This is a genomic window from Azospirillum oryzae, assembly GCF_008364795.1.
GTDB classification, from domain to species: domain Bacteria; phylum Pseudomonadota; class Alphaproteobacteria; order Azospirillales; family Azospirillaceae; genus Azospirillum; species Azospirillum oryzae.
Map to the genome: position 1 here is coordinate 362558 of NZ_VTTM01000005.1, position 24375 is coordinate 386932.

The following is a 24375-nucleotide window of genomic DNA, read 5'->3' on the forward strand; positions in this document are numbered from 1 at the left end:
ATGGCGACCATCAGTTATCTGACGACGATCCAGTTCGATTATGGGGCGCTCGGCACGCTGCCGGCCGAATTGCGCCGGCTCGGCATCCGCCGCCCCTTCCTGGCCACCGACAAGGGCGTCGGCGCAGCGGGGCTGCTCCAGCGCGTGCTCGACGCCATGGGCGGCACCGAAGGCACCGTCGTCTATGACGACACGCCGCCCAACCCGACAGAGGACGCCGTCGTCGCCGCCACGGACCTGTACCGCGATCGCGGTTGCGACGGCATCGTCGCCGTCGGCGGCGGGTCGGCGATCGATCTGGCGAAGGCGGTGGCGCTGCTGGCGACCCACCCGGCCCCGTTGCAACAGTACGCGGCGGTTGAGGGCGGCGCCGCCCGCATCACCGCCCAGGTGGCTCCGCTGGTCGCCATCCCGACCACAGCCGGCACCGGCAGCGAGGTCGGGCGCGGCAGCGTCATCGTCATGCGCGACGGCCGCAAGCTCGGCCTGCTCAGCCCGCATCTGCTGCCCAAGGTGGCGATCTGCGATCCGGAACTGACGCTCAGCCTGCCGCCGCTGCTGACGGCGGCGACCGGGATGGACGCCATCGCCCATTGCATCGAGACCTTCCTCGCCCCCGCGGTCAACCCGCCGGCCGAGGCCATCGCCCTCGACGGCCTGCGGCGCGGCATCCGCCACATCGAGCGGGCGACCGCCGACGGGACCGACCGCGAGGCGCGCTGGAACATGATGATGGCGGCGATGGAAGGCGCGATGGCGTTCCAAAAGGGTCTCGGCGCGGTGCACGCCCTATCGCATCCGCTGGGTGCCGTGCCGCTGCGCCTGCATCACGGCACCTTGAACGCCATTCTGCTGCCCGCGGTGCTGCGCTTCAACAAGCCGGCGGTCGCGGCGAAATGGGCAACGCTGTGCGAGGCGATGGGACTGCCGCAGGACGGCGATCCCGCCGCCTTCATCGCGGATCTCAACCGCCGCCTGGGTCTGCCCTCCGGGCTGGAAGCGTTGGGGCTGGAACGGGCGCAACTGCCGGAGATCGCGGAAAAGGCGCTGAAGGACCATTGCCACGCCACCAACCCGCGGACGGCCACGGCCGACGACTATCTGGGCATGCTCAACGATTCCTACCGGGCCGGGTGATTGCGATGACCAGCACGACCACCATCCACAAGAACTTCATCGACGGCGAATGGCTGGCTGGCGGCGACGCCACGGTGAACCTCAACCCGTCCGATCTCGACGACGTGATCGGCCATTACGCCGTCGCCGACGCGACACAGGTCGAACACGCCGTCGCGGCGGCCCGGCGCGCCTTCAAGCCCTGGTCCGCCGTCGGCGTCCAGGAGCGCTCCGACATCCTGGATCGCGTCGGCACGGAAATCCTGGCGCGGCGCGAGGAACTCGGCCGCCTGCTGTCGCGGGAGGAGGGCAAGACCCTGCCCGAGGGCATCGGCGAGGCGACACGCGCCGGCCAGATCTTCCGCTTCTTCGCCGCCGAGGTGGTGCGCGGGCGCGGCGAGTTGCTGGACTCCGTCCGCCCCGGTGTCAGCGTGGAGATCACGCGCGAGCCGGTCGGCGTGGTCGGCCTGATCACGCCGTGGAATTTCCCGCTGGCGATCCCGGCCTGGAAGATCGCGCCGGCGCTGGCCTACGGCAATTGCGTCGTCTTCAAGCCGGCCGAACTGGTGCCCGGCTGCGCCTGGGCGCTGACCGACATCCTGTCGCGTGCCGGCCTTCCCGACGGCGTCTTCAATCTGGTGATGGGTCCAGGGGCCGTGGTCGGCGACGCCATTGCCCGCTCGGCCGGGGTAGACGCTATCAGCTTCACCGGATCGGTCTCCACCGGCAAGCGGGTGGCGGCGGTCGCCGCCGAACGGCTCGCCAAGGTCCAGTTGGAGATGGGCGGCAAGAATCCGCTGGTTATTCTCGACGACGCTGACCTCGAGATCGCGGTGCGCTGCGCCGTGCAGGGATCCTACTACTCCACCGGCCAGCGCTGCACCGCGTCCAGCCGGCTGATCGTGGCCTCCGGCATCCACGACCGCTTCGTGAAGAGCCTCGGCGAGGCGTTGCGCCGCCTGACCGTCGACGACGCGCTGGCTCCCGGAACCGACATCGGCCCGGTGGTGGACGAGCGGCAGTTGGCCCGCGATCTCGGCTACATCGAATGCGGCACCGGCGAGGGTGCGACGCTCGCCTTCGGCGGTAACCTGCTGACGCGGGCCAAGCGCGGTCATTACCTGTCGCCCGCCCTGTTCACCGAAACCACGCCGGAGATGCGCATCAACCGCGAGGAGATCTTCGGGCCGGTCGCCACGGTGCTGCGCGCCGACGGCTACGAGCACGCGCTGGCCATTGCCAACGACACGCCGTTCGGCCTGTGCGCCGGCATCGTCACCGGCTCGCTGAGGCACGCCGCGCATTTCAAGCGCAATGCCGATGTCGGCATGGTGATGGTCAACCTGCCCACCGCCGGCGTCGATTACCACACGCCGTTCGGCGGCCGGAAGGCGTCCAGCCACGGCCCGCGCGAGCAGGGCGCCTACGCCCGCGAATTCTTCACCACCGTCAAGACCAGCTACGTCCAGGCCTGACGGCGGCGGCACGCAAAGAGGACAGGATCATGAGCTCCGTCATCAAGGACCATCACGAGGCGATCCGCGACGCCGTCCGCCGCTTCGCGGAAAACGAGATCGCGCCGGTCGCCGAGCATCTCTGGCAAGCGGAGGAGTTTCCCTACGCCGCCTGGAAGCAGGCCGGCGAACTCGGCTTTATCGGCCTGCCCTACCCCGAGGCCCATGGCGGCGGCGGCGGCGACTGGCTCGGCTTCACCATCGTGCTGGAGGAGATCGCGCGGGTCGATTGCGCCGTCGCGGTGTCGATCATGGCGAACTCCACCATCGCCAGCCTGCTGAACAGTTTCGGGACCGAGGAGCAGAAGCGCCGCTTCCTCCGCCCGATCCTGGAGGGCACCCAGGTCGGCTGCATCGCGTTGACCGAACCCGGCGCCGGGTCCGACAGTGCGAACATCCAGACGCGCGCCGCCTTGCGCGACGGCAACTGGGTCATCACCGGATCGAAGACCTTCATCAGCAATTCGGGCACCGACATCACCGGCCCCGTCGTCATCGCCGCCGTCACCGGCACCCGTCCGGACGGCCGCAAGGAGATCTCCAACTTCATCGTGCCCACTGGAACGCCGGGCTTCACCTCCGGCCGCAAGCTGCACAAGATCGGCTGGCGCGGCTCGTCCACGCACGAGTTGTTCTTCGACGAGTGCGTGCTGACGCCCGACCATCTGCTGGGCCAGGTCGGGTCGGGACTGAAGCAGACGCTGGCGCAGATCAGCACCGGGCGCATCCTGATCGGCGCCCTGGGGCTGGGCATCCTGCAGGCCTCGCTGGAACGCTCGATCGCCTACATGAAGGAGCGCCGCGCCTTCGGCAAGGCCCTGACCGAGTTCCAGGCTCTGCAGTTCAAGATCGCCGACATGGCGACCCACGGCCACGCCGCGCGGCTGATGCTGTACGACGCCGCGGCACGCAAGGACGCGGGCGAGCGGTTCGACCGCGAGGCGTCAATGGGCAAGCTGTTCGCCACGGAAAAGGCGATGGAGGCCGCGCACCAAGCGGTCCAGATCCATGGCGGCAACGGCATCATGATCGAATACCCGGTGTCCCGCGCCTTCGGCGACGCCAAGGTCCTGGAGATCGTCGAGGGCACCTCGGAAATCCAGCGGATGATCATCGCGCGCGAACTGCTTCGGTAGAGGCTCCCCCTCCTTTCAGGACGGAACAGACAGGACCATGCCCGCCAACAGCCCCTTCCACGCCGACGGCCTCGGCAAGACCGCAGCCAACCATGCGCCGCTGACTCCGCTGTCGTTGCTCGCCCGCACGGCGGAGGTCTACCCGCACCACCTTGCGGTGGTTTACGGGGCGCGGCGCTACACATGGGCACAGACGGCAGAACGTTGCCGCCGTCTCGCCTCAACGTTGGTGGCGGCGGGGGTCGGATGTGGCGACACCGTCGCCGTGATGGGCGCCAACACCCCCGAGATCATCGAGGCGCATTTCGGCGTCCCGATGGCCGGTGCCGTGCTCAACACGCTGAACACCCGCCTCAACGCTCCCATGCTGGCCTTCATGCTGCGGCACGCCGAGGCCAAGGTGCTGATTGCCGACACGGAGTTTTCCGCGACCATCCGCGACACGCTGGCCCTACTCGACCGGCCGCCGCTGGTGATCGACATCGACGATCGGCAAGGTCCAGGCGGCGCACGGGTGGGCGCGGTCGACTACGAAGGCTTCCTCGCCCTCGGCGACCCGGATTTTGCCGGTGGGCAGCCCTCGGACGAATGGCAGGCCATCGCTCTCAACTACACCTCGGGCACCACCGGGAATCCCAAGGGCGTCGTCTATCATCACCGCGGCGCCTATCTGGCCGCCCTGTCGAACATGATCGACTGGGGCATGCCACGGCATTCGGTGATGCTGTGGACCCTGCCCCTGTTCCATTGCAACGGCTGGTGCTTTCCCTGGACCATGGCTGCCAACGCCGGCACCAACATCTGCCTGCGCCGCGTCGATCCGGAGCGGATCCTAGCCCTGATCCGCGAGCACGGCGTCACCCATTATTGCGGCGCCCCGGTGGTGCACGCGATGCTGGCCAACGCGCCCGATGCCTGGAAATCCGGGATCGGCCACTCGGTCGAGGCGCTGATCGGCGGCGCCCCGCCACCGGTTCCGGTGATCGCGGCGATGGAACGGATGGGCTTCTCCATCACCCAGATCTACGGTCTGACCGAGGTCTACGGGCCGGCGGCGGTGTGCGCCCCGCAACCGAATTGGAACGATCTGGATACGGCGGCTCTCGCCGAGCGGAAGGGGCGGCAGGGGGTGCGCTACACCGCGCAGGAGGGCATGGCGGTGCTGGACCCGCAGACGATGGCGCCGGTTCCCCCCGATGGCGTCACCGTCGGTGAGGTCATGTTCCGCGGCAACATGACGATGATGGGATATCTGAAGAATCCCGAGGCGACGGCGGAGGCCTTCGCCGGCGGCTGGTTCCATTCCGGCGATTTGGCCGTGGTCCAGCCGGACGGCTATGTCCAGATCAAGGACCGCTCCAAGGACGTCATCATTTCCGGCGGCGAGAACATCAATTCCGTCGAGGTCGAGGAGGCGCTCTACCACCATCCGGCGGTGCTCGCCGCGGCGGTCGTGGCGCGTCCGGATGCCAAATGGGGCGAGACTCCTTGTGCCTTCGTGGAACTGAGGCCGGAGGCGACGGCTACGGAAGCCGAACTGATCGCGCATTGCCGAGCGCGGCTCGCCCATTTCAAGGCGCCGAAGACTGTGATCATCGGCGAGTTGCCGAAGACTTCTACAGGGAAAATCCAGAAATTCGCATTGCGCGAAGCCGCGAAACAGAGCGGCATAAACGTTGAGGGATGCTGCTGATGAAGATCATGGTGCCCGTGAAGCGGGTGATCGACTACAATGTCAAGATCCGCGTCAAGGCGGATGGCAGAGGCGTCGAGACGTCCAACGTGAAATTCTCGATGAACCCCTTCGACGAGATCGCCGTCGAAGAGGCGGTGCGGTGCAAGGAAGCCGGCACGGCGACCGAGATCGTTGTGGTCTCCGTCGGTCCGACCCAGGCCCAGGAGACGCTGCGCACCGCTCTCGCCATGGGCGCCGACCGCGCCATCCTGGTGCAGACCGACGTGACGACCGAGCCGCTCGCCGTCGCCAAGGTGCTGAAGGCGCTGGTCGAGAAGGAGGCGCCGGGGATGGTGATCCTCGGTAAGCAGGCCATTGACGACGACTGCAACCAGACCGGCCAGATGCTGGCGGCGCTGCTGGGCTGGGGCCAGGGCACCTTCGCCTCGAAGGTCGTCGCCGGCGACGGCAGGGTCGCAGTGACGCGCGAGATCGACGGCGGACTGGAGACGGTGGAGCTGAAGCTGCCGGCGGTGGTGACAGCCGACCTGCGCCTCAACGAGCCGCGCTATGCCTCACTGCCCAACATCATGAAGGCGAAGAAGAAGCCGCTGGAGACCGTCACCCCGGATGCGCTCGGCGTCGACGTCACGCCGCGGCTGACCACGGTGAAGGTCACCGAGCCGGCGAAGCGTCAGGCCGGCATCAAGGTGCCGGATGTCGCCACCCTGGTCGACAAGCTGAAGACCGAAGCGCGGGTGATCTGAGGAGCGCCGGCTCCGGTGCCCCCTCTCCATCCCCCCCACCTGCGGTGGGAGAGGGGATGGGACGCTCGCCGGCGTGAGTTACTCGCGAAGCGGCGGCAGTCCCCTCTCCCACCGAAGCGGAGGGGGTTAGGGAGGGGGCAATGCGCAGCCGACACCTCACCACCCGCCAATCAAGGACCCACCTCATGCCCATCCTGATCCTCGCCGACCACGACAACGCCAGCCTCAAGCCCGTCACCGCCCATGCGGTCACCGCCGCGAGCAAGCTCGGCGGCGACATCCACCTGCTGGTCGCCGGCCGCAACGCCGCCCCGGCTGCCGAGCAGGCCGCCAAGCTGGCGGGCGTCACCAAGGTGCTGCTCGCCGACAATGCCGCCTACGAGCATGCCCTGGCAGAGCCCGTCGCTGCGCTGCTGGTCTCGCTTGCCTCCGGCTACAGCCATGTCCTCGCCGCCGCAACCTCGGCCGGCAAGAACGTGCTGCCACGCGTCGCGGCCTTGCTCGACGCGGCGATGATCTCCGACATCACCGTCGTGGTCTCCGCCGATACCTTCGAGCGGCCGATCTATGCCGGCAACGCCATCGCCACCGTGCAATCGGCCGACCCGGTGAAGGTCGTCACCGTCCGCACCACCGCCTTCGAGGCGGCGACAGCCACCAACAGCGCGCCGGTCGAGAGCGTCGCCGTCATGGCCGATCCCGCCCTGTCGAGCTTCGTCTCGGCCGAGCTGTCGAAGTCCGAGCGTCCGGAGCTGACCTCGGCCCGCATCGTCATCTCTGGCGGGCGCGGCATGCAGTCGGGCGACAACTTCCGCCTGCTGGAAGACATCGCCGACAAGCTGGGCGCAGCTGTGGGTGCATCGCGCGCGGCGGTTGATGCCGGCTTCGTACCGAACGACCATCAGGTCGGCCAGACCGGCAAGATCGTTGCGCCGGAGCTCTATATTGCCGTCGGTATCTCGGGCGCCATCCAGCATCTGGCTGGCATGAAGGACAGCAAGGTGATCGTCGCCATCAACAAGGACGAAGAGGCGCCAATCTTTCAGGTCGCCGACTACGGCCTCGTCGCCGACCTATTCAAAGCGGTACCTGATTTCGCTAAAATAATCTGACCATTACTACCAACCCATCATCATCTTATCATGGATCTGCGGCATCTTCGCCATTTTGCTGTATTGGCTGAGACGGGCAGCCTTCATCAGGCTGCCCGTCGACTCCGGCTTCAACAACCAGCTCTCAGCCAGTCGATCCGCTCGTTGGAAGCTGACGTCGGTGCCTCCCTTGTGGACCGGTGTCCATCGGGAACACGCCTGACTCGGGCCGGAAAGATCTTTCTAAACGATGTACAAAACATACTCTCCTCTCTCGACCAAGCGGTACGGATCGCGCGCCAAGTCGGAAGCGGTATGGACGTTTCGCTACGCCTCGGGATCACGCGCGACATCGTTACCACCCGACTTACAAACGTATTGAGCCGCTTTCAGAGCATTTCCTTCCACGGCCGAGCAATTGTTAACGACACATTGCGTTCGAACTATCGATGGCAGCTAGACAACGGCCTGCTCGACCTTGTCTTGCTGCCCACCACGATGACCGCTGACATCAAGCATGCTGAGAAACTTTGGGAGGATGATATCCATCTTGTTCTGCCGGTTACCCATCCTCTTGTCACAGCCTCCATGATCAACGTCAACCAGTTGGTGGGAGTATCTCTGATTTTGAACAGAGGCAATGACAACAGTGCGATCGACGATGCACTGTTGGCGGCCGGTCGATTGGCTGGCCTCACGATTGATGTCACCTCACAAGCATCTTTTCTAGAAACCCGGCTGATGCTGGTTGCCGCCGGCTTGGGTATCACGGCCCTGCCCGCCTTGAGTTCGGCTCTCGCCGCCACGCCAGGCATTGTGGGCCGGCCTCTATCGCCCCCATTGAAGGTGACCACTGTCGCGATGTGGCCGGTATCGGGCCCGACGCCGGCGGCGCAACGCTTTCTCACCATCGCTCGCTCCTTAAAGGAAACCGATACTGAAGATGGCTTGTGATCGTACCCTTTCGATTGCAGGCTCATGATCGGAAGTCGTCCGCCTGCAGAGCGCCACGAAGCACCAGCATGAGAGGTTCTCCTGCCTCCAGCATGATCACCGGCGCTCGCTGCAGCATGTCCTTGGCGGCGCGGTCGAGCGGACTTTCCATGCCACGGCCAAGGATGGCCCCCAGCAAGCTGCCGCCTCCGGTCAGCGCCACCGAGGCGAGGTCCACCGCCGCACTGGCACCAATCAGCAGACCCGTCTGCACCCAGGGCACCTCCACCGAGCCCGGCAATCCACCGGCCCCGTTCGCGTCGGACGCCATCGCCGCCGGATGAACGGTGTCGTTGCGCGGCCAAGGCCGGCTGATCGCCGGCTTCGTCACCGCGATGCGCTTCTGCCCTTTCATCGCTCCGCTACCGACCTCCATCGTCACCGTTGAGCCGGCCGGCACCGCCAGGCAGGCGAAGCCGGAATCCCAGACGTCCCGCGTTACCTGGGCGGTCAGCACCCCGCCACGTTCGGTCACCACCCGGCTGATGGTCTGCAGCGGGATCGGCGTTCCCGCCGGCACGACGCAATCGCCGCCGGCCGCAACAAAATCCGTCCGGCCTGAAGCGCCAGCCGAACCCCCTTCGTCTTGTTCCTTGCGGCTCCAGCCACCGACCCCGGCGTCCATCGCCTTCTTCCGCAGCTCGTCCTCCTTCACCGGCCCCCGGGCGGGCGGTTTCACAGGGGCCGGCGCCGGTTTCGCCGGCTCGACCCGCGGGGCCGACGGCGAAGGGGGCGTCAAGTCGGCGTAGCTCGGCAGCTTGCCGTCCGGCAGACGCTGGTCGAACAAAATCGGCTGCTTGCCCGTCCCACCGTCACCCTGGCCGCGACCGATCATGTAAGCAGCTAAGCCAACTCCGAGGACGGCGCCGCTCACCAGGAGGATGCGGACAAGGTGGGGACCGGACACCACCACCCGGCGGCGGGCCAGCGGATCGGCAAGCGGCGTGTTTTCCGGTGCGGTCATGGCTTGCTCCTGCGGATGTGAACCTCCTGAGCACCGAGGCCCAGCAGCAGGTGGTCGTGAACGCCGGCGACCCGGTAGGTCGCGTTTATCCGGCCGTACTGCACCGGCATCCGGGTGCCGTCCGGTGCGATGCGCCAGAGCACCGGCGCGCCGTAGGCGCCGAGCGCACCGGGGGTGAAGTTGATGATGGTCACCTCGCCGTCGTCGCACACCGGCGGCTGGCCGTCCGCCGTCGGCACCGGCCGCCACTCCGGCGTGTCGCCGTCCAGCGTGTAGCTGCAGCGGCGGTCCCGAAAGGCCAACTCGGTGGTGCGGTCGCGGCCCTCCGACGGTGCGCCACTGGTCAGAGCCTGCGGCCCGTTCAGCGTGGCCAGCCAATCCTCCGGGTAGCGCCAGCGCACCTCGACATGATGGACCCGCCGGTGCGTCTCGACGTTGAGGTCATATTTGCGCTCGTTGGTGAAGAGGGAAATCTGCTGGTTCAGTCCGGCGCGCCGCGGCATGAAAGCGACGCATTCGGTGCGCTGTTTGCCTTTGCCGAAGCTGTAGGGCTGGTGCGGAATCCACACCTGAGCGCCCGGCGCCACGATGTCGCGCACCACCTCGCCCGGCTTCAGGCAGACCAAGGTCTGGTTCCCCTCGGCCATGTAGACGAGATACTGCTGGTCGGGCTGATACCAGTATTCGCAGCTCTTGCCCTTGAAGCATGTCAGGGTCGGCAGGTCGAGCGCCGCTTCGTTGGCCTGCCCCACCCAGCTGCGGGTCTGCGCCCGCGACGGCCGCGCGCTGTGCTTCTCCTTCGGTTCCCGCTCCATCTGTGTCGGCGGAACGTGCAGATCGGCCATCGTGTAGGTGCGAGGCGGATCGGGTGGCTCGGCAATCGGCACCAAGGGCGGCTCGGTGGCACAGGCCGCCAGCAGCGGCAGTGCCAGCCAGGGAAACAGGCGGGTCATGGCTGGGACTCCGTCGATGGGGTCGGAGGGCTCGGAAGGGGCGGAATGGCTGGTGTCGATGGTGCTGCGGCCGGATCGAACCGAGCCGCCTTCGCGGCGTCACGCGGCTCCAGCGCCAGCGGGGTGCCGCTGGGCTGGGAAAAGCCTGTGATCGACACCCCATCCAGCGCGCCGTCGCGCGGCACCCCGTCCACCGTCACCACCGCCGCGCTCATCAGCGCCCGGCTTTCCGGCTTGAAACGGCGATAGACCGTCTCGGTCCACACCACATAGAAGGAGGATGCCCCGGTCTTCGGATCAGCCTCGCGCTCCTGCACGCGGATGTCGGCGACGTCGCGGCTCCAGCCCTCGGCCGGGTCGAGATCGGCCGCCACCAGAGCATCCCATTTCTTCTCAGCCCCGGCGGTCAGGCGGGCGCGGGCGGCGGCGCGGTCCTTGGCCAGCATCACCGGGTCGGTGCCGATCTGGCGCTGCCAGCGGATGAACCAGGACACCGCGTTGATCCGCGCACCCTTGCTGACGCTGAGGGTGGTGTCGAGCAGGAAAAGGGCTTGATGGCCGTCGAGCGCCTGCTCGACCCGGTAGACCGGCTTAGTGCGGGCGATCTCCACCAGCTGCCCGGCGACGCGCAGATTGTCCCAGGTCATCAGCCCGCCCCAGCCGAGGCTGAGGATGGTGAGGCCGAGATACCAGCGCTTCAGCCGCAGCGCCTTGGCCTCGCGGCTGGCGCGGTAGGTCATCGCCTCCAGGTAGCGGGTGCTGTCCGGCACCCCGGCCGGCGGCGGATCGTAGGCGTTGACGATGCGCTCCCTCATGATGGATCTCCCTTCTCTGGAGCGTCGGGTTTCGGCTTGCGGGCGCCGGCTGCGTCGGCGGCGCGCAGCCAGGAGTCCTCACCGCCCCACTCCTCGATCAGGCGGCTGGCCTGCCCACGGGTGAGGTCGGCGGGATAGGTCCGGCCGGCGGCTAGACGGTCGAGCTGACCGCGCTGGGCCTCGGTCATCGGCTTGTCCCAGCCGCCGCCAGACCGCTGGGCGCTCCCCTGCCCGGCACCTCCCCCTGCCCCACCGAAGCGCCCGGCCGGATAATGCCGCCCGGTTCCGCCGGATCCGCTAACGGGCATGGTGCCGACCGAAGCGGTGGCGCCACCGGCCAGGGTGCGCAGCAGGCCGAGGGCCGTGGTGCTCCCAGCCAGTACGCTGCCGGCAGCTCCACTTGATGCCGCGGCTCCACCGGCGACGCTACGGGCGCCGAGCCAGCCGGCGGTCCACAAGGCGGCCAGCGCCGTCATGCCGTCCATCACCGGCCCGCCATTCACCAAGCCGGCGGCGGCGCGCGGCGCCTTGATCGCCAGCACGAAGATGGCGGCGGCCAGCACCGCCACGCCGAAAGCCTGGGCCAGAGTCGGCGTGCCCTGGAAGGTCAGGCTGGTCAGGGATGCGCCACAGACGGCGATGATGGCGCCCAGCACCAACAGCTTCATGGCCGACGCCGCGATGTAGCCGATGGCGCGTTCGGCGACGAAGCTGGTTGGCCCCAACACCGCGAAGGGGATCGCCAGATAAGCGGCCAGCGACAGCAGCCGGTATTCCAGGAAGGCGAGGAAGACCTGAATCGCCAGGATGCAGAAGCTGACGATCACCACCAGCGCCGCCAGCAGGAAGATCACGATCTCGACAAAGTTCAGGAAGAAGTCGACCGGCCCCAGCATCTCCTTGACGCGCAACATCAGCGGGATTACCGCCTGGATGCCGAGATGGGCGATGTAGCCAGGATCGTCGAGGGCGAAGGGGGCACCGGGGCCGAGGCTGAGCCCCTGCCGGGCCGCCGCCTGCATCAGGGCGGCCGAGCCGGTGGGAAACCACTCGACCAGCGCACCGATGACGGTGAATTTCAACAGCATGCGCAGGAAAGGGCCATGGACCGCGGGCTTGCCCTCGAACAGCCAGAGCAAGAGGGCCAGCGTGTAGGACAGCATCATCAGCAGGCGGAGCGCTTGGTGGGCGTCCGGCCCGAGCAGGCCGAGGGCGGTCACCACCATGGCGGTCAGCTGATGCAGGGCGATCGACAGGCCGCTGACGTCCATGGCCGGTCACTCCCGGCCGGGCGGCACGGCGCGATAGCGCTCGATGCCGCGCCAGTCCGACAGGCGCTCCAGCCGCTCGCGGGTCCAGGCCCCGTCGTCGGTCAGCATCATCCCGACCAGCGCGGCGGCGCCGAGAACGCTGAGCAGGACAAGGCCGGCGAAGATCAGGGCGATGCGGGCGAAGCTCATGGTTCAGCTCTCTCTGTTCAATGTCCGGGGTCAGCTTCCGGGGGCGCCGTAGGTGTCGAGGCCGCGCCAGCTGAGGATCGTCTGCTGGCGGGCGCGCTCGACGGCGGCCTGCTCGTAATCGAGCTGAGCCTCCAGGGCGCGGCCATGAACGGCCTGCAGCATCAGGAGTTGGCCGGCCATCTCGGCGTTGAGCAGGGTCGCCTGGGCTCCGGTGTCGATGGCGCAGGTCTGGCCGTCGCAGGCCTTCAGCGCCGCCATCAGGTCGCGTGCCCGCTGCGGATAGGCCTCGATGCTGGTGACGACGTCGGCCGACACCCGCTTGCTGGCCCGGCTGGCATCGCGGGCGAGGCGGGCCTGCTCGGCCTGATGCGCAGCCAGCCCTTCGGCATCCAGATTGGTGGCCAACACGTCCGGGTAGAGGGCGGTGAACTGGCGGTCGACGCCATCGAGGCTCCACTGGACCCGGCCGACGCCGTCGGCGGCCCGGCGGACGTCGCCAAGGCGGGCCGCGACCTGCGCCCGGCTGTCGAGACCGGACAGGGCGCGCATCCGGATCATGTTGTCGATCTGGGTGAGCATATGCGCGGTCTGGGCGATGATCTCGACCTCCTGGCGCTGGACCATCCCTTCGACCATCAGCGGCTTGCTCTCGACGATCGGGCAGCCCGGACTCTGCCCCTGGCCGCCACCGGCAAGACTGGAGCCGGCGCCCATCGCGGCCCCGCCCACCCCGCCGGTGAAATAGCCGACCGCCGCGGATATGATCAGGCCGAACAGCCCGTTGCTCTCTCCACCGCACCCGCCGCCGCCACTGCCACCGAACAAACCTCCCAACCCACCACCGCCGAACATCTGGGCGGCGGCGGGCGATGGAGTGACGGTGAGCGCCGTCGAGGCCAACAGGGCAAGGGCGGCAAGGGCCGAACAAACGCCAGCTCGGAAACGCAGGATCATGATGCTTCTCCCGGGGAAGTGGAGGCCGCAGCACGGTCCAGGATGGCTGCCGCCTCATGCAGCCGGTGCCGGCGCAGCCAGGCTGTGGCGAAGCCGGCAGGTCCGGCTTCGGCGATGGTCTCGAAGGCGGCCCGGCGCTGCGCCGCCCCACCACAGCCGCACACCGCGAGCGCCACCGGATCGAGGGTAAGCTGGGCGAGCCGGCTGCCGTCCGGCGTCTTGAAGAAGACGTCGCGCCGCGGCATGGCGCCGGCCACCAGGGCGGCCTCGGCCCGGTTCAGCCCCCAGTCGCGGTAAAGCGCGCGCTTGGCGGCGTTGGGATCGGCGAGCAGCAGCAGGACGCGGATGGTCTTCAGCAGCGCCGCGATGGCCGAGCCCTCGATGTCGTCGAGCTGATGGGTGGCCAGCACCAGCGCGACGTTCTTCTTCGGCCCGCGCCGGCGCAGCTCGTCCATCTCGGCCGGCTGGTGCTTCAGCGCCTTGAAGGCCTCGTCGACCAGGAACAGGGTCGGCCGCCCGTCGGCGAACAGCCGGTAGAAGCGGCGGAACAGCGCCTGGATCACCGGGGCGGCCCCTGGTCCACGGTCGATCAGCGCGCCGATGTCCACCGTGGTCCAACAGGAACCGAGCAGCCGGTCCTCGCCGGCATCGACCAGATCGCCATAGGGGCCGCCGCGGCAGTAGGGCTCCAGCGCCACCCGCACCAGATTGTCGGGCACCAGATGGGCAAGGTGCGACAAGGTGCGCTCCCCCGGTGGCGAGGCCGCCAGCAAGTGCAACGCCGAATCCACCGCATCGCCGGCCTCGGCCGCAGAAATCCCGCCCGGCACCAGTAGGCCCTGCACCCGCAGCAGCTCCATCACGAAGTTGTGCCCCCAGGCAAAGCCGCCGGGGGTGTCGACGTCGGCCAGCGGCTGCAGCGCCAGATCGGCGTAGGCGAGGTCGCCGGAGCCCATGGACAGGAACTCGCCGCCGGCCGCCCAGGTGGCGGCGAGGCTGGTGCTCTCGGTGGCGTCGACGTCGACCCACACCACCCGCCCCTCCGGCACCCGGACGAGGAACTGGTGGCCGAGGAAGGCGAGCACGGTGGACTTGCCGGTGCGCGGCGGTCCGATCACCAGCGCCGCCCCGTCCGGCCCCTGGTGCAGGTCGATCCTCAAGGGTGTGCCGCCCTCGGCCTCCAGTTGGGCCAGCGGGTCGCAGCGCAGATGCGGGTTGCGCTCCGGCCCGCCCCAGACCGCGGACAGAACCAGGAAGTCGGCGAGCTGGACCTGGGTCAGCGGGACCTTGCGGGGATTGGGGCGGACATGGCCGGGCAGCGTGCCGTACCAGGCGCGCTCGGCACCCCAGCTCTCCTCGATCGCGGTGAAGCCCAGCGAGCGCAGCGCCTTGACGAATTCATCCCGACGGCCCTCGGCCTCCTCGACGGAGGAACCCCACAGAACGGCGGTGGGCGTCATCCAGCCGGAGCTGGTGCCGGCCTGCTCGGCCTCCAGCCGGGCGGCCTCGGCTTCCAGCGCTTCGAGCACGCCGACCGGATCGTGGCGCAGCGCGGTGAAGCCACCGACGGCGCGCAGCAGCACCGAGCGCCAGTCGTAGGCGGTGTCGTCGTGCTTGCGCCATAGGGCGGCGAAGACGCCGCGGGCCTGGACATGGTCCATCGCCTCGAAGCGCACCGACCAGCGGATGGGAAAGGGTAGCGCGTCCAGCGCATTCAGCAGGCCGGGGTGGCTGGCCTTGGGGTAGCCACCGATGCCGACGACCCGGACATGCCAGCGTTCCGCGCCATTGCTCCAGGCCGGGAAGGAGCCCGGCAGGAAACCGACATCGACGAGGTTGGCCTTGATCGGAAAGCCGGGAATGTCGGGAGCGGCGACATGGGGCTGCTCGACCGGCGAGACGCAGGAATGGAGGAAGGTCATCACCGCATCGTCGTCGAGCATGTGGGCCCAGCCGACGGCGCGGCCGAGCAGGCCGGCGAACTGCAGCACCAACTGGCGGAAGGGCTCGACATGATCGCGCATCACGTCCGGCCGGGATCGCTCCGGCGGATTGCGGGTGAACCAGCCGGCGAACCGGCGGGCCTGCCGGTGTGTCGGGGTGAAGGTGATGGCGATGAATGTGCGCGAGCGTAGCTGCCGACCGGCGGCGTCGAGCCGTTCCCGGCGTTCGGCGTCGATCAGGCTGGCGACCGGATGGGCGCCGGTGCCACGCGGGTAGCCATGGCCCCAGCGACGCTGCATCTCGAAATGGAAGGTCCAACCGCCGGTGAAGGGGAACAACACGTTGGCGGCGGCCGTGGCGGTCTGCTGGATCTCGGCCGGATCCTGCACGCTCTGGTCGCGGCCGCCATATTCGACGACGGCCATCAGGGCGCCATCCTCCTCCAGCAGCACGACGCCGGGCCAGACGAAACAGTCCCAAGGCAGGTGGCGCGACAGCGCGTCGAAGCCGTCGTCGAAGGCGGTCAGGTCGAGCATGATCGGTTCTTTCCAATCAGCGGGGAGCTTTATAAGCAGAGCGGCCGAGCGAGGCGCCGCGGGTGCGGAGGACGCGGGCCAGCCAAGCGGCGGTGCCTTGGCGGACGATCTCCAGCCACCAGGGATCACGGCGGGTCAGGTGGCGCGCGGTGAGAAAGACGGCGAGGAACCCCGCCACCGCCTGGGGGAGGGCGCCGAGCGCCAGCCACAGCTCGGCGGCCAGCCAGAGGGCGATCGCCAGCAGCTCCATCGGCACGCCGAGCGGCATCTTGGTCGGCCGCACCGAGGTGCGGCGCACCGGCCTCTCCCATCCGTCCGGCAGCGGCGGAGCCTCCACCTCAGCCCCCGGCCAGCGCGATGATGGCGTCGCGCGCGCCGTAGGCGGCGGCGCCGGCAACGGTGAAGACGAACACCACGACCCCAGCGATGCGAGAGAACATCGCGGCGACCAGCGCCAGCAGCAGCCCGGCAGTAACCGCGATCGGCACGAAGTTGGTGTCGAACACCGCCTGCCAGGACAGCAGCTCGGCGCCGAGGTTGGCGATCACCTGCGCCCGCGCCGGACCGCTCACAGCGGCCAACGTTAACGTCAGAGCGAGCGCCCGGTATGACTTACCCTTGCTCGTCATCATCACCTCCACCGGTGAAATCCCCCGCCCCCAGCGGACGGAGGAGGAAGCCGCGGGCGGGGTCGTAGCCCTCGACCCGGACGATTTCGTTCATGAAGCGCCGCCCGTCGGGGTGACGGGCGAGATGCACCACCGCGTCGACGGCCTTGGCGATCCAGCGCATCTGCAGGGCATCCATCGCGATGCCGCCCAAGCCGACCATCTGGGCGACGCGATCGAGCGCGTCCCAGGCCGAGCCGGCATGCACGGTGCACAGGCCAGGATGGCCGGTGGTCCAGCCGACCACCATGGCGCGCGCCTCGGCCCGGCGGACCTCGCCCAGCACCAGATGCGTCATCGGCACCCGGAGCGCGCCGGCCACCAGGGCCTCCAGCGTCACCGGCGGGTCGGCCAGCGGATCGGCGACCATCGCGTAGGCGAAGGGACAGGACGGCTCGAACTCGAAGGGATCCTGCAGGACGGCGGGCAGCCCTTGCTGAAAGGCAGGCTCCTCCAGGCAGGCGCGCAGCAGCGTCGTCTTGCCGGTGTCGACATCGCCGGCGATCACCACGGTGCGGCGGGCGGCGATCAGCCGGCGGATCAGGGCGACCTGGAGTGTTGTCGCGCCGCCGGTGGAAGCCCAGTCGTCGAGCGTGATGCGGCCGCGGTAAGGCTTGCGGATCGAGCAGGACGGCCCCGGCGTCACCGGCGGGATGTCGGCGTGGAGGCGCTCACCGGTGACCGGCAGCACGGCGTCCAGCGTTGGACGGTCGCGGCGCAGCTCGCGGCGGGCAAAGCCGGCGACGGTGGCGAGGAAGCGCATCACCTGGGCCGGCTCGACGGTGCGGACAAACTCCGGCACCGGGCCGTTCTTCACCACCACGCGGCACAGACCGGCCCCTCCAGCCGGCGGTAAGACCAGCACGTTGGCGACATCGTCGCGGGCCAGCAGGTCGCCGAACAGCGCCGCGCGCAGCCGCTCCAGCGAGGCCAGAAGCAGCGCCGGCCGGTCGAGGCTTTCCTCGGTGATGACCGGCCCGTTCATGACGCCGCCCCACCGCGGCGACCCCGGCGCGACCACTCCTCCAGGATCGCCGTCCGGGTCTCGGCCACCGCCTCGGCATCGACCTCCAGCCCGACATTGAGCAGGGCGAGCTGGGTCACCATCATGTCCTCGATGCGCAGGATGGTGGCCTCGATCTGGTTCTCTTCGACCCGGGCGCGGGCGAGCGCCGACAGGCCGTGGTCGATCACCAGGGTGACGGCGTCGGAGAAGTGACGGAACCGGTGACGCTCCTGGACGATCTCCACCTGCCGGGCCAGCGCCTCGGGAATGCGAGCGGAGACGTGGCGGAGCTTGCGTAGCTCTTCGGCATAGGCGGCGTTGCCAGTGTCGCGGCTCACGGCGATCCTCCCTTCACACGATGGTCTTGCGGCGGGGTGGACGGGCGGGACGTGCCGGCTTCGCGGGGACGATCGGTCCCTCCCCCTGCCTGCTGAACCAGCGGTTGGCCTCCGGGCGTGGCGTCCAGCCTTTGGCTGGCGGCCCGTAGAAGCCTGCCCAGGCCGGATCGCTGTAGGGGTGCAGGCGGGTGGCGCGGATCGGCTTGCCGTAACCGAAGACGATCAGGTCGTTGCCGTCCATCTCCAGCGCCGCGTGCATCGGCAGCACCGGCCGGCGGTCCACCCGCACGCCGCGGCTGACCGTCGGCACCAGGTCGAGCAGCCCCTTCGAGGTCGAGCGCGTCGGCACCTCCTCGATCGCCTCACCGACCATCCGGCTGATCCGCTCCGCCTCATCCGACGAATTCGGCCGGAACACGACAAGCCGTGTGTTGGCGGTCAGGCCCTTGCCGTAGCGCTCCTCCACCTCGCCCAGGCTCTGGGCGAGCAGCAGCAGACGGATGCCGTATTCGCGGACGTAGCGGATCCACTCCGCCGCCTCGGCCATGCGGAACTGCAGGAACTCGTCCAACGCCACCAGCAACGTCCAGCGCCGCGCCCGTCCATCGTCGGCCAGAGACCGGTCGACGGTGAGGAAGTCGATCATCTGGGTGAGGATCAGGGTGAAGACCCGGCGCAGGCGCCGCGCGTCCATCGGCCGGGCGACGATGTAAAGCGTCACCGGCCGCTCACCGGCCACGAGGTCAGAGATCGAGAAGTCGCTGGCGGCGGTCTGGGCGTCGAGAACGGAATCCTCGAACTCGGCGAGCAGCACCGAGACGGTGACATAGACCGACTTGCGGTAATGCAGGCTCTTGTCGACCGCCCCACCCCGTCCGCCTTTGCGGGCCGGCGCGTCCTTCCTGCCCTCCTCGTCCAATCCTGACGCCGGCGGTTCGGCGTCGGCGGCGACGCTCTTGTCCCACAGCTCCTGGGCGGCGCGCTGGGCTGTGGGATGAACGCCCTCCGCCAGCATCAGCGTCAGCCCGTCGTCGCCGAGCAGGATGTGCCGGCGGGCGCCAGCCAGCGACTTCTCGGCATCCGCCGCAGCGGTCAGCAGATAGACGAAGACGCCGGTGAGGTAGGAAAAGGCGGCGTTGCGCCAGTGCCCCTCCTTCTCGCCCTCGGTGAGGATGCGGGCGGCATGCTGGCAGTCCGGCACCAGATGCGCACTCGGCCGCACCGCCATCAGCGGGTTGTAGCGCGGGCCGCCGGGCTGGGCGAGGTCAAGCACGATGACGTCGCCGAAACGCTCGCGCGCCGCGCCCGTATCACCGGCCATGGCGCCCTTGAAGTCCCAGACGACGGCGCTCTCCCGCCAGCCGGCGAACAGGGTGGGCAGAACGGTGGTGGTCGTCTTGCCCGAGCCGGTGGGGCCGATCACCAGGACCGGCTGCAGGGTGCGTTCACGCAGGGGCCGACCGTTCCAGGCGCCGAGGACGATGCAGGTGTCTGTCATCGCCGCCCCCGTCACAGCAGGCCGCTGCGGCGGACGTCGGCGTCTCCGGCCCAGCGGCCAGCACCGAAGCGGGGACCGCGGTCGCCGCGCAGGGCGAGGCCGATGCGCACCGCCAACGCCAGGGCGCCGGCGACGCAGACCAGGGTGGCGACGGTGACGATCCAGCGATGACCGGGCGCCAGCAGGCCGCGCCAGGTCAGGAACTGACCGGGCCAAAAGAGCGCGACGGCACCGAGACGGAGGCCGCCGAAAACCTCCGGCCAGGCGAAGAGCCAGCCGACCAGCTCAGTGACCACCTGGACGGTCAACAGCCAGACGGCGAGGCCGTAGGCAACAGCGACGCGGGAAAGGCGGGTCACAGCTCGCGCCCTCCCAGTTCGTCCAGGCCGTCGCGCCCGGCCTCACGGCCACGCTCCTCGCGCAAGCGCTGCATCTCGACCAGCTGGCGCTCGTAGGCCTGCCGCTCGCGCTCGTCCATCCAGCCCAGCGTCCGGGTGGTGACCTCGACCGCATCGTGGCGAAACCAGTGGGTGACGACCTCGCGCTCGAAGTAGAGGTCGCGCTCGTCCTGCACGCCGCGGATCATGACGTGCAGGTGCCGGTTGCCGTCCGGGTGAGCCATGTCAGGCTTGCGCTCCACCGCCGCCACCCATTCCAGCTCGCCGACCCGGCGTTCCCAGGCGGTCATGATCTCCCGGCCGTAGGCGACCATGTCGTCGATGCGGTGGCCGTCGTTCGGGCTGGCGATGACATGGAAGACGCGGCGATCGTCCGACCAGGCGGCGGCCACCTCGCCCTTGTCGATGCCGAGGCGGTCGCGATCGAACAGCGGGCCGTCCTTGGCGATGTAGTTGGCCAGCACGGCGACCGAGTTGGGAAAGGCGCCGCGGGCGCGGTCGTGGTAGAGCAGCTTGACGTTGACCGGGCGGGCATAGGCGCCGTGCCCGGCCGGGGCGGCGCGGACCTTGACCCGGCGCTCGGAGCGGCGAACGTAGCCGCGGGCCAGCGCGCGGCCACGGTCGACCAGCGCCTTCATCCGCGCCTTGAAGCCGTCGTCCGCCGAGAGGCCGTCGAAGATGGACCCGCGTCCCCGCATGCCGCTGCTCCTCCACCAAAACTGGAGCCGACAATGGGCCAGGACGCGGCCTCCATGACAGTTTTCAAAGGAGTGACGGGAGAACAGAGACTGTGTTCGCCCATGTTCGTTTCAGGATGCGCGTCCACAGGGAAACATGAAGGAAATCAACGATCATGACCGACGACGAACCGCCCCTTTATCTTGCTGACCGTTGATTTCCTTCTCTTCCCAGACCACCATACAGTCCCGCCGGAGCTTTCCGGCTTTGGCCGTTTCCCTGTCTTTGCGCGTTAATGAGCGAAGAGGTTCGCCGACCGCCGCAAGAGGACGGCCGGCCCCTTGATCAGCCGGTCACAGGGGCCGTCGCCAGCCCGAAAGTTTCCGAGACGAGGTGGCGGATGTCGGCCTCGGCCTGCCCCGCCATCTCGAGTTCCGGCACCAGCAGCCCAGTGTCCATGCTGTCGGTGAACGCCTGCCGCTGCCGGATCACCGCCGCCGAGACCGGCAGGCGCAGCCCCATCACGGTGGCCTCGCTGCCCGGTTCGACCCGCAACCCATCGGGTGCTTTGCTCAGCACCAGCGACGCCGTGAGAGCCGGCTCCACCGCCAGCGCCTCGATGACCAGCTGCAGGGTGGCGGCACCGCGCCCGAGGGACGCCCGATCCGGCCGCGTCGGGATCAGCACCGTCTCGGCTGCCAGTAGGGCCGCCCGCAGTGCTGCCGGTGAACGGGACGGAGTGTCAATCACGACATGATCGAAGCTGGCGGCGAAACCTCCCAGTCCATGCCACAGCTGGGTGCCGGCAATCGTGGCGCTGTCGAACAGGAGCGGCATCCCATTGGCCCGGCGCCGCGCGATCCAGTCCCCAGTGCCGGAAACGCCGTCGATGTCGAGCAGCACCACCCGCCTGCCCTGCAGCGCCAGCTCGCCGGCCAGATTGACCGCCAGCATGGTCCGGCCGACGCCGGGCGTCAGGTTGACCAGGGCGGCGATCATGGCCCCTCCTCCCCGGCAAAGCGGGTTTCCAGCAGCTCGCGCAGCAGTACCGCCATGGTCACGCCGCGGCGGACGGCGGCGACCTTGATCCGCCCGCGCAGTTCCGGCGTGATGTCCACCGTCAGCCGCGCGGTGTAGATTTCCGCCTTGGCCGGCGACGCCTCGCCCCGCCGCACCCAGGCGTCCGGCGTGGGCTCTGCCACGACGGGACGTGCACCAAAGCCGATCCGCCCGCCGCTCATCGCCCGGTCTCCGGCTGTATGGGCTCGAGCAGCTCGGCGGCCAGCGCCGCGATCTCCCGGGCCGCGGTCGACTGCGGTTCGCTCTCGAAGACCAGCCGGCCGGAGCTGACGCAGCGGGCGAAGGCGACGCGCTGACCTACCGAGGCCGCCATCGCCGGCGGCACCACTCCGGCCAGCTCACGCCGCGCATCGGCCAACAGCCGGGTGCGGGCGATGCAGCGGTTCAGGACGAAACGGGCCGACAAGCCGGGCTTCCAGCCGCGGGCCTCCTCGAGCAGGCGCAGCAGCTCGGCCGACGCCCAGGCGTCGAACGGGCTGGGCTGCACCGGGATCAGCACCCGCTCGGCCGCCAGGATCGCCGAGCGCACCAGCGCCGTCACCCGTGGCGGTCCGTCGATCACCACATGCTCGACCCCGGAGACCAGGTCGGGCACCTCGCGGTGCAAGGTCTCCCGCGCCAGCCCGATCATCGCAAACAGCCGGGGCAGCCCCTCGCGATTGCGCTGCTCGGCCCAGTCCAACGCCGAGCCCTGCGGGTCGGCGTCGACCAGCAGCACGCGGGAACCCTGCCGGGCCAGTTCACCGGCGAGATGGGTGGCGAGCGTGGTCTTGCCGACGCCGCCCTTCTGGTTCAGCAGCGCCACGATCATGACCCCACCTCCCCTGCCCGGACCGGCTTATCCACAGGGAGAGGAGTCTTGGAGTCAGCAGCCAAGATTCTGTTACTGTTTAAGTTATAGACGTTATAGGGGCGAATCGGCGAGGCAGGCCAAGGGGTTGACTCCGAGTCGGGTGCGCGTTCTCCCGCGACCGGCAGGGCCGATGTCCCGATACGATCCGAAAGCGATGTCCCGAGCGCATTCACAGTCCTTCCACAGCCGGTTGTGGAAAAGTTCGCCGCGGTGCGCTCCCGGGAGAACAGCAGCCGCTCCTCGCCGCCGGTGCGCACGATCGACAGCCGGTAGCCGGGCAGACCGGCGGCGACGATGCGCCGGACGCCCACGACGAAGTTGGCGTAGCGGGCCGGACTGCCGCTGCGGGCGTGCAGCCGGCGCAGGCCGATGGCACCGCCGCCCTGCTGGCGGCCGCCCATCTTACGCACCAGCCGGTAGAGCCAGCGCGCCAGCCCGCCGGTGAGGGCGAGGTAGCCGGGGTCGAGGGTCAGCACCCGCCGCTCGCACACCGCGGAGAACAGCCAATCCGGCAAGGTTAGGACAACACCGTCCTTGCCCGGCTCCCAGGACTCCAGCCAGCGGAAGCGGGCCGGCCCCTCCAGATCGCCCGCGCGCAATGTGGTTTCCACCCGGGTCGCCGCCAGCCGGTCGAGGGCGGCGCGCAGCAAGGCGTAGTCGTGACGACCGGTGCCGCGGCCGAGGTCGCGGAGCAGCCGATAAGGGGACACCTCCAATCGCCGGTTCGGCGTCCGTCCAATGTCGAGGATGTCGGTCCAGCGGCTGGCCACCCAGAGCAGGAGGTCGGCGTCCCAGATGGTGGCGAGACCGAGCGCTCCGGTGGGCTCGACAAGGATGGCGACATCGCTCTGTTCGAAAACGATGGGCAGGCGCCGCGGCGTCTTGGCCAGGCTAAACCACGGCCAGACCATCAGGTCGGCCATGTCGCGCAGCGCCAGAGGTTTGGGCAGCGACAGGAAATGCCGGTCCATGGCGGCCTCCCTCACGAGCGGCGGGCCGGCCGGATGGTGCCGGCGCCGGGATCGGAGGTCGAGGTGCGCAGACCCTGGTCGGCCCAGGCCTTCAGATCGTCCAGCGCATAGACGACCCGGCCGCCGATCTTGCGGTAGCGCGGCCCGGTGCCGTAGACGCGGTGCTTTTCCAGCGTCCGGCCGGACAGGCCAAGGAAGCGCCCGGCTTCGGGCGTGCGCAGAAAGCGGGGCGGCAGAATGCCGGCGGGATCGGACATGGGCGAGCCTCCGTGATCGCAAGCGCATCGCCGGGAGCGGTGGCGCAGGATGGCGGAAGGCTCGCGAAAGGAAGACGGGGCGAGGGAGGGAAAAGGCCGGGGTGCGGTTATTCCCCCGGCCCCTCTCCTGGCGGCGGCACGCCCGGCAGGCGGCCGATCCGGCCAACCAGCAGGTCCCGGTAACCGCCGGTCATCAGCTGCCGGCCGCGGCGGATCAGGTAACGGACCCGATCGCGCAGCGGACTGGCACGGAACCAGTCCTCGCTCATCCGCCGTTCGCCGTACAGGGCGGTTGCCGTGTCGCGCAGGCTGGCGCCGGCCAGGGTGGCGTCGAGCCCCTGCAGGACCCGGCGCAGCATGGCGGCCTGATAGGCGGTGAGATCGGCCGGCGGCTCGGGACCGGACAAGGCCCGGCCCAACCGCTCGATGCCGGCGACCTGTGGCGCCAACGGCGCATCGAAGGCCACGGTGGCCAACAGCGGCACGCCCGGCGCCGGCAGGTCCGACGCCAGCACAAGGAAGCGGCGCTCCCGCGGTCCGTCGGCGATCACCACATAGAGGCCGTCCGGCGTCGGCAGCATCGACCGTCGCCCCGGCCCGGCCATCGGGTCGACCATCGGATCGGCGGCCTGGAGTGCTGGCAGATAGCCGGACGGAGCCGGGATCAGCCGGACCAAGCCCGGCAGAAGGTCAGGGAGCCAGAACAAGGC

General features: G+C 69.1%; 27 protein-coding genes. 7 read left to right on the top strand and 20 right to left on the bottom strand.

Annotated elements, in window-relative coordinates; translation table 11 throughout:
• The 7 genes from FZ938_RS17000 (at position 1) to FZ938_RS17030 (ending at position 8253) form a co-directional block, all read left to right on the top strand.
• Positions 1 to 1137 (top strand): iron-containing alcohol dehydrogenase, encoded by a 1137-nt coding sequence (locus tag FZ938_RS17000; protein WP_149199641.1) that lies wholly within the window; start codon positions 1 to 3, stop codon positions 1135 to 1137.
• 5 nt (positions 1138 to 1142) lie between these two features.
• Positions 1143 to 2591, top strand: coding sequence for an aldehyde dehydrogenase family protein (locus FZ938_RS17005; RefSeq protein WP_149199642.1), 1449 nt, complete (start codon positions 1143 to 1145; stop codon positions 2589 to 2591).
• Positions 2592 to 2620: 29 nt separating this feature from the next.
• Entirely contained in the window at positions 2621 to 3766 is a 1146-nt protein-coding gene (locus FZ938_RS17010; protein ID WP_149199643.1) for an acyl-CoA dehydrogenase family protein, read from the top strand.
• Positions 3767 to 3803: 37 nt separating this feature from the next.
• Entirely contained in the window at positions 3804 to 5459 is a 1656-nt protein-coding gene (locus tag FZ938_RS17015) for an acyl-CoA synthetase (RefSeq protein ID WP_149199644.1), read from the top strand.
• Positions 5459 to 6208, top strand: a complete 750-nt coding sequence (locus FZ938_RS17020) for an electron transfer flavoprotein subunit beta/FixA family protein (RefSeq protein WP_149199645.1) — start codon at positions 5459 to 5461, stop codon at positions 6206 to 6208. Before FZ938_RS17015 ends, FZ938_RS17020 begins: the two co-directional genes overlap by 1 nt.
• Positions 6209 to 6393: 185 nt before the next feature.
• Entirely contained in the window at positions 6394 to 7320 is a 927-nt protein-coding gene (locus tag FZ938_RS17025; protein ID WP_149199646.1) for an electron transfer flavoprotein subunit alpha/FixB family protein, read from the top strand.
• 30 nt (positions 7321 to 7350) lie between these two features.
• Positions 7351 to 8253, top strand: a complete 903-nt coding sequence (locus tag FZ938_RS17030) for a LysR family transcriptional regulator (RefSeq protein ID WP_149199647.1) — start codon at positions 7351 to 7353, stop codon at positions 8251 to 8253.
• A 22-nt stretch (positions 8254 to 8275) separates the two neighbouring features.
• On the opposite strand, the gene FZ938_RS17035 is transcribed toward FZ938_RS17030, so the two are convergent.
• From FZ938_RS17035 to FZ938_RS17130, 20 genes are all read right to left on the bottom strand, one after another.
• On the bottom strand, positions 8276 to 9256 hold the full coding sequence (locus tag FZ938_RS17035) for a TrbI/VirB10 family protein (RefSeq protein WP_149199648.1): 981 nt from the start codon (positions 9254 to 9256) through the stop codon (positions 8276 to 8278).
• Positions 9253 to 10209: a TrbG/VirB9 family P-type conjugative transfer protein gene (locus tag FZ938_RS17040; RefSeq protein ID WP_149199649.1), complete on the bottom strand. Its 957-nt coding sequence runs from the start codon at positions 10207 to 10209 to the stop codon at positions 9253 to 9255. The genes FZ938_RS17035 and FZ938_RS17040 overlap by 4 nt, the downstream gene beginning before the upstream one ends.
• Entirely contained in the window at positions 10206 to 11024 is an 819-nt protein-coding gene (locus FZ938_RS17045) for a hypothetical protein (RefSeq protein WP_246458138.1), read from the bottom strand. Before FZ938_RS17045 ends, FZ938_RS17040 begins: the two co-directional genes overlap by 4 nt.
• Positions 11021 to 12295 carry a type IV secretion system protein gene (locus FZ938_RS17050; protein WP_149199650.1) on the bottom strand — a complete coding sequence of 425 codons (1275 nt, stop codon included), beginning with the start codon at positions 12293 to 12295 and terminating at the stop codon, positions 11021 to 11023. The genes FZ938_RS17045 and FZ938_RS17050 overlap by 4 nt, the downstream gene beginning before the upstream one ends.
• Before the next feature lie 6 nt (positions 12296 to 12301).
• Complete coding sequence (locus FZ938_RS17055) at positions 12302 to 12484, bottom strand: hypothetical protein (protein WP_149199651.1); 183 nt, start codon at positions 12482 to 12484, stop codon at positions 12302 to 12304.
• 30 nt (positions 12485 to 12514) lie between these two features.
• Positions 12515 to 13438, bottom strand: coding sequence for a TrbJ/VirB5 family protein (locus tag FZ938_RS17060; protein WP_246458140.1), 924 nt, complete (start codon positions 13436 to 13438; stop codon positions 12515 to 12517).
• Positions 13435 to 15918, bottom strand: a complete 2484-nt coding sequence (locus tag FZ938_RS17065) for a conjugal transfer protein TrbE (RefSeq protein ID WP_149199652.1) — start codon at positions 15916 to 15918, stop codon at positions 13435 to 13437. The genes FZ938_RS17060 and FZ938_RS17065 overlap by 4 nt, the downstream gene beginning before the upstream one ends.
• Before the next feature lie 16 nt (positions 15919 to 15934).
• A complete protein-coding gene (locus FZ938_RS17070; RefSeq protein ID WP_246458142.1) occupies positions 15935 to 16216 on the bottom strand; it encodes a hypothetical protein in 282 nt (93 codons plus the stop codon).
• 40 nt (positions 16217 to 16256) lie between these two features.
• On the bottom strand, positions 16257 to 16490 hold the full coding sequence (locus FZ938_RS17075) for a hypothetical protein (protein WP_246458155.1): 234 nt from the start codon (positions 16488 to 16490) through the stop codon (positions 16257 to 16259).
• Between the two features lie 40 nt (positions 16491 to 16530).
• Positions 16531 to 17571, bottom strand: coding sequence for an ATPase, T2SS/T4P/T4SS family (locus FZ938_RS17080; protein WP_149199655.1), 1041 nt, complete (start codon positions 17569 to 17571; stop codon positions 16531 to 16533).
• A complete protein-coding gene (locus tag FZ938_RS17085; RefSeq protein ID WP_149199656.1) occupies positions 17568 to 17930 on the bottom strand; it encodes a hypothetical protein in 363 nt (120 codons plus the stop codon). Before FZ938_RS17085 ends, FZ938_RS17080 begins: the two co-directional genes overlap by 4 nt.
• A gap of 13 nt (positions 17931 to 17943) precedes the next feature.
• Positions 17944 to 19428, bottom strand: coding sequence for a type IV secretory system conjugative DNA transfer family protein (locus FZ938_RS17090; RefSeq protein WP_149199657.1), 1485 nt, complete (start codon positions 19426 to 19428; stop codon positions 17944 to 17946).
• Between the two features lie 11 nt (positions 19429 to 19439).
• Positions 19440 to 19787, bottom strand: coding sequence for a hypothetical protein (locus tag FZ938_RS17095; protein ID WP_149199658.1), 348 nt, complete (start codon positions 19785 to 19787; stop codon positions 19440 to 19442).
• A complete protein-coding gene (locus FZ938_RS17100; protein WP_149199659.1) occupies positions 19784 to 20524 on the bottom strand; it encodes a hypothetical protein in 741 nt (246 codons plus the stop codon). Before FZ938_RS17100 ends, FZ938_RS17095 begins: the two co-directional genes overlap by 4 nt.
• Positions 20525 to 20849: 325 nt before the next feature.
• On the bottom strand, positions 20850 to 21503 hold the full coding sequence (locus FZ938_RS17105; RefSeq protein WP_149199660.1) for a nucleotide-binding protein: 654 nt from the start codon (positions 21501 to 21503) through the stop codon (positions 20850 to 20852).
• Complete coding sequence (locus FZ938_RS17110; protein ID WP_149199661.1) at positions 21500 to 21745, bottom strand: ribbon-helix-helix domain-containing protein; 246 nt, start codon at positions 21743 to 21745, stop codon at positions 21500 to 21502. The genes FZ938_RS17105 and FZ938_RS17110 overlap by 4 nt, the downstream gene beginning before the upstream one ends.
• On the bottom strand, positions 21742 to 22395 hold the full coding sequence (gene parA, locus FZ938_RS17115) for a ParA family partition ATPase (protein ID WP_149199662.1): 654 nt from the start codon (positions 22393 to 22395) through the stop codon (positions 21742 to 21744). Before parA ends, FZ938_RS17110 begins: the two co-directional genes overlap by 4 nt.
• Positions 22392 to 23408, bottom strand: a complete 1017-nt coding sequence (locus tag FZ938_RS17120) for a replication initiator protein A (protein ID WP_149199663.1) — start codon at positions 23406 to 23408, stop codon at positions 22392 to 22394. The genes parA and FZ938_RS17120 overlap by 4 nt, the downstream gene beginning before the upstream one ends.
• Positions 23409 to 23419: 11 nt before the next feature.
• Positions 23420 to 23665: a helix-turn-helix transcriptional regulator gene (locus tag FZ938_RS17125; protein ID WP_149199664.1), complete on the bottom strand. Its 246-nt coding sequence runs from the start codon at positions 23663 to 23665 to the stop codon at positions 23420 to 23422.
• Between the two features lie 107 nt (positions 23666 to 23772).
• Positions 23773 to 24372, bottom strand: a complete 600-nt coding sequence (locus FZ938_RS17130) for a DUF2285 domain-containing protein (RefSeq protein WP_246458144.1) — start codon at positions 24370 to 24372, stop codon at positions 23773 to 23775.
• Between the last annotated feature and the right edge of the window lie 3 nt (positions 24373 to 24375).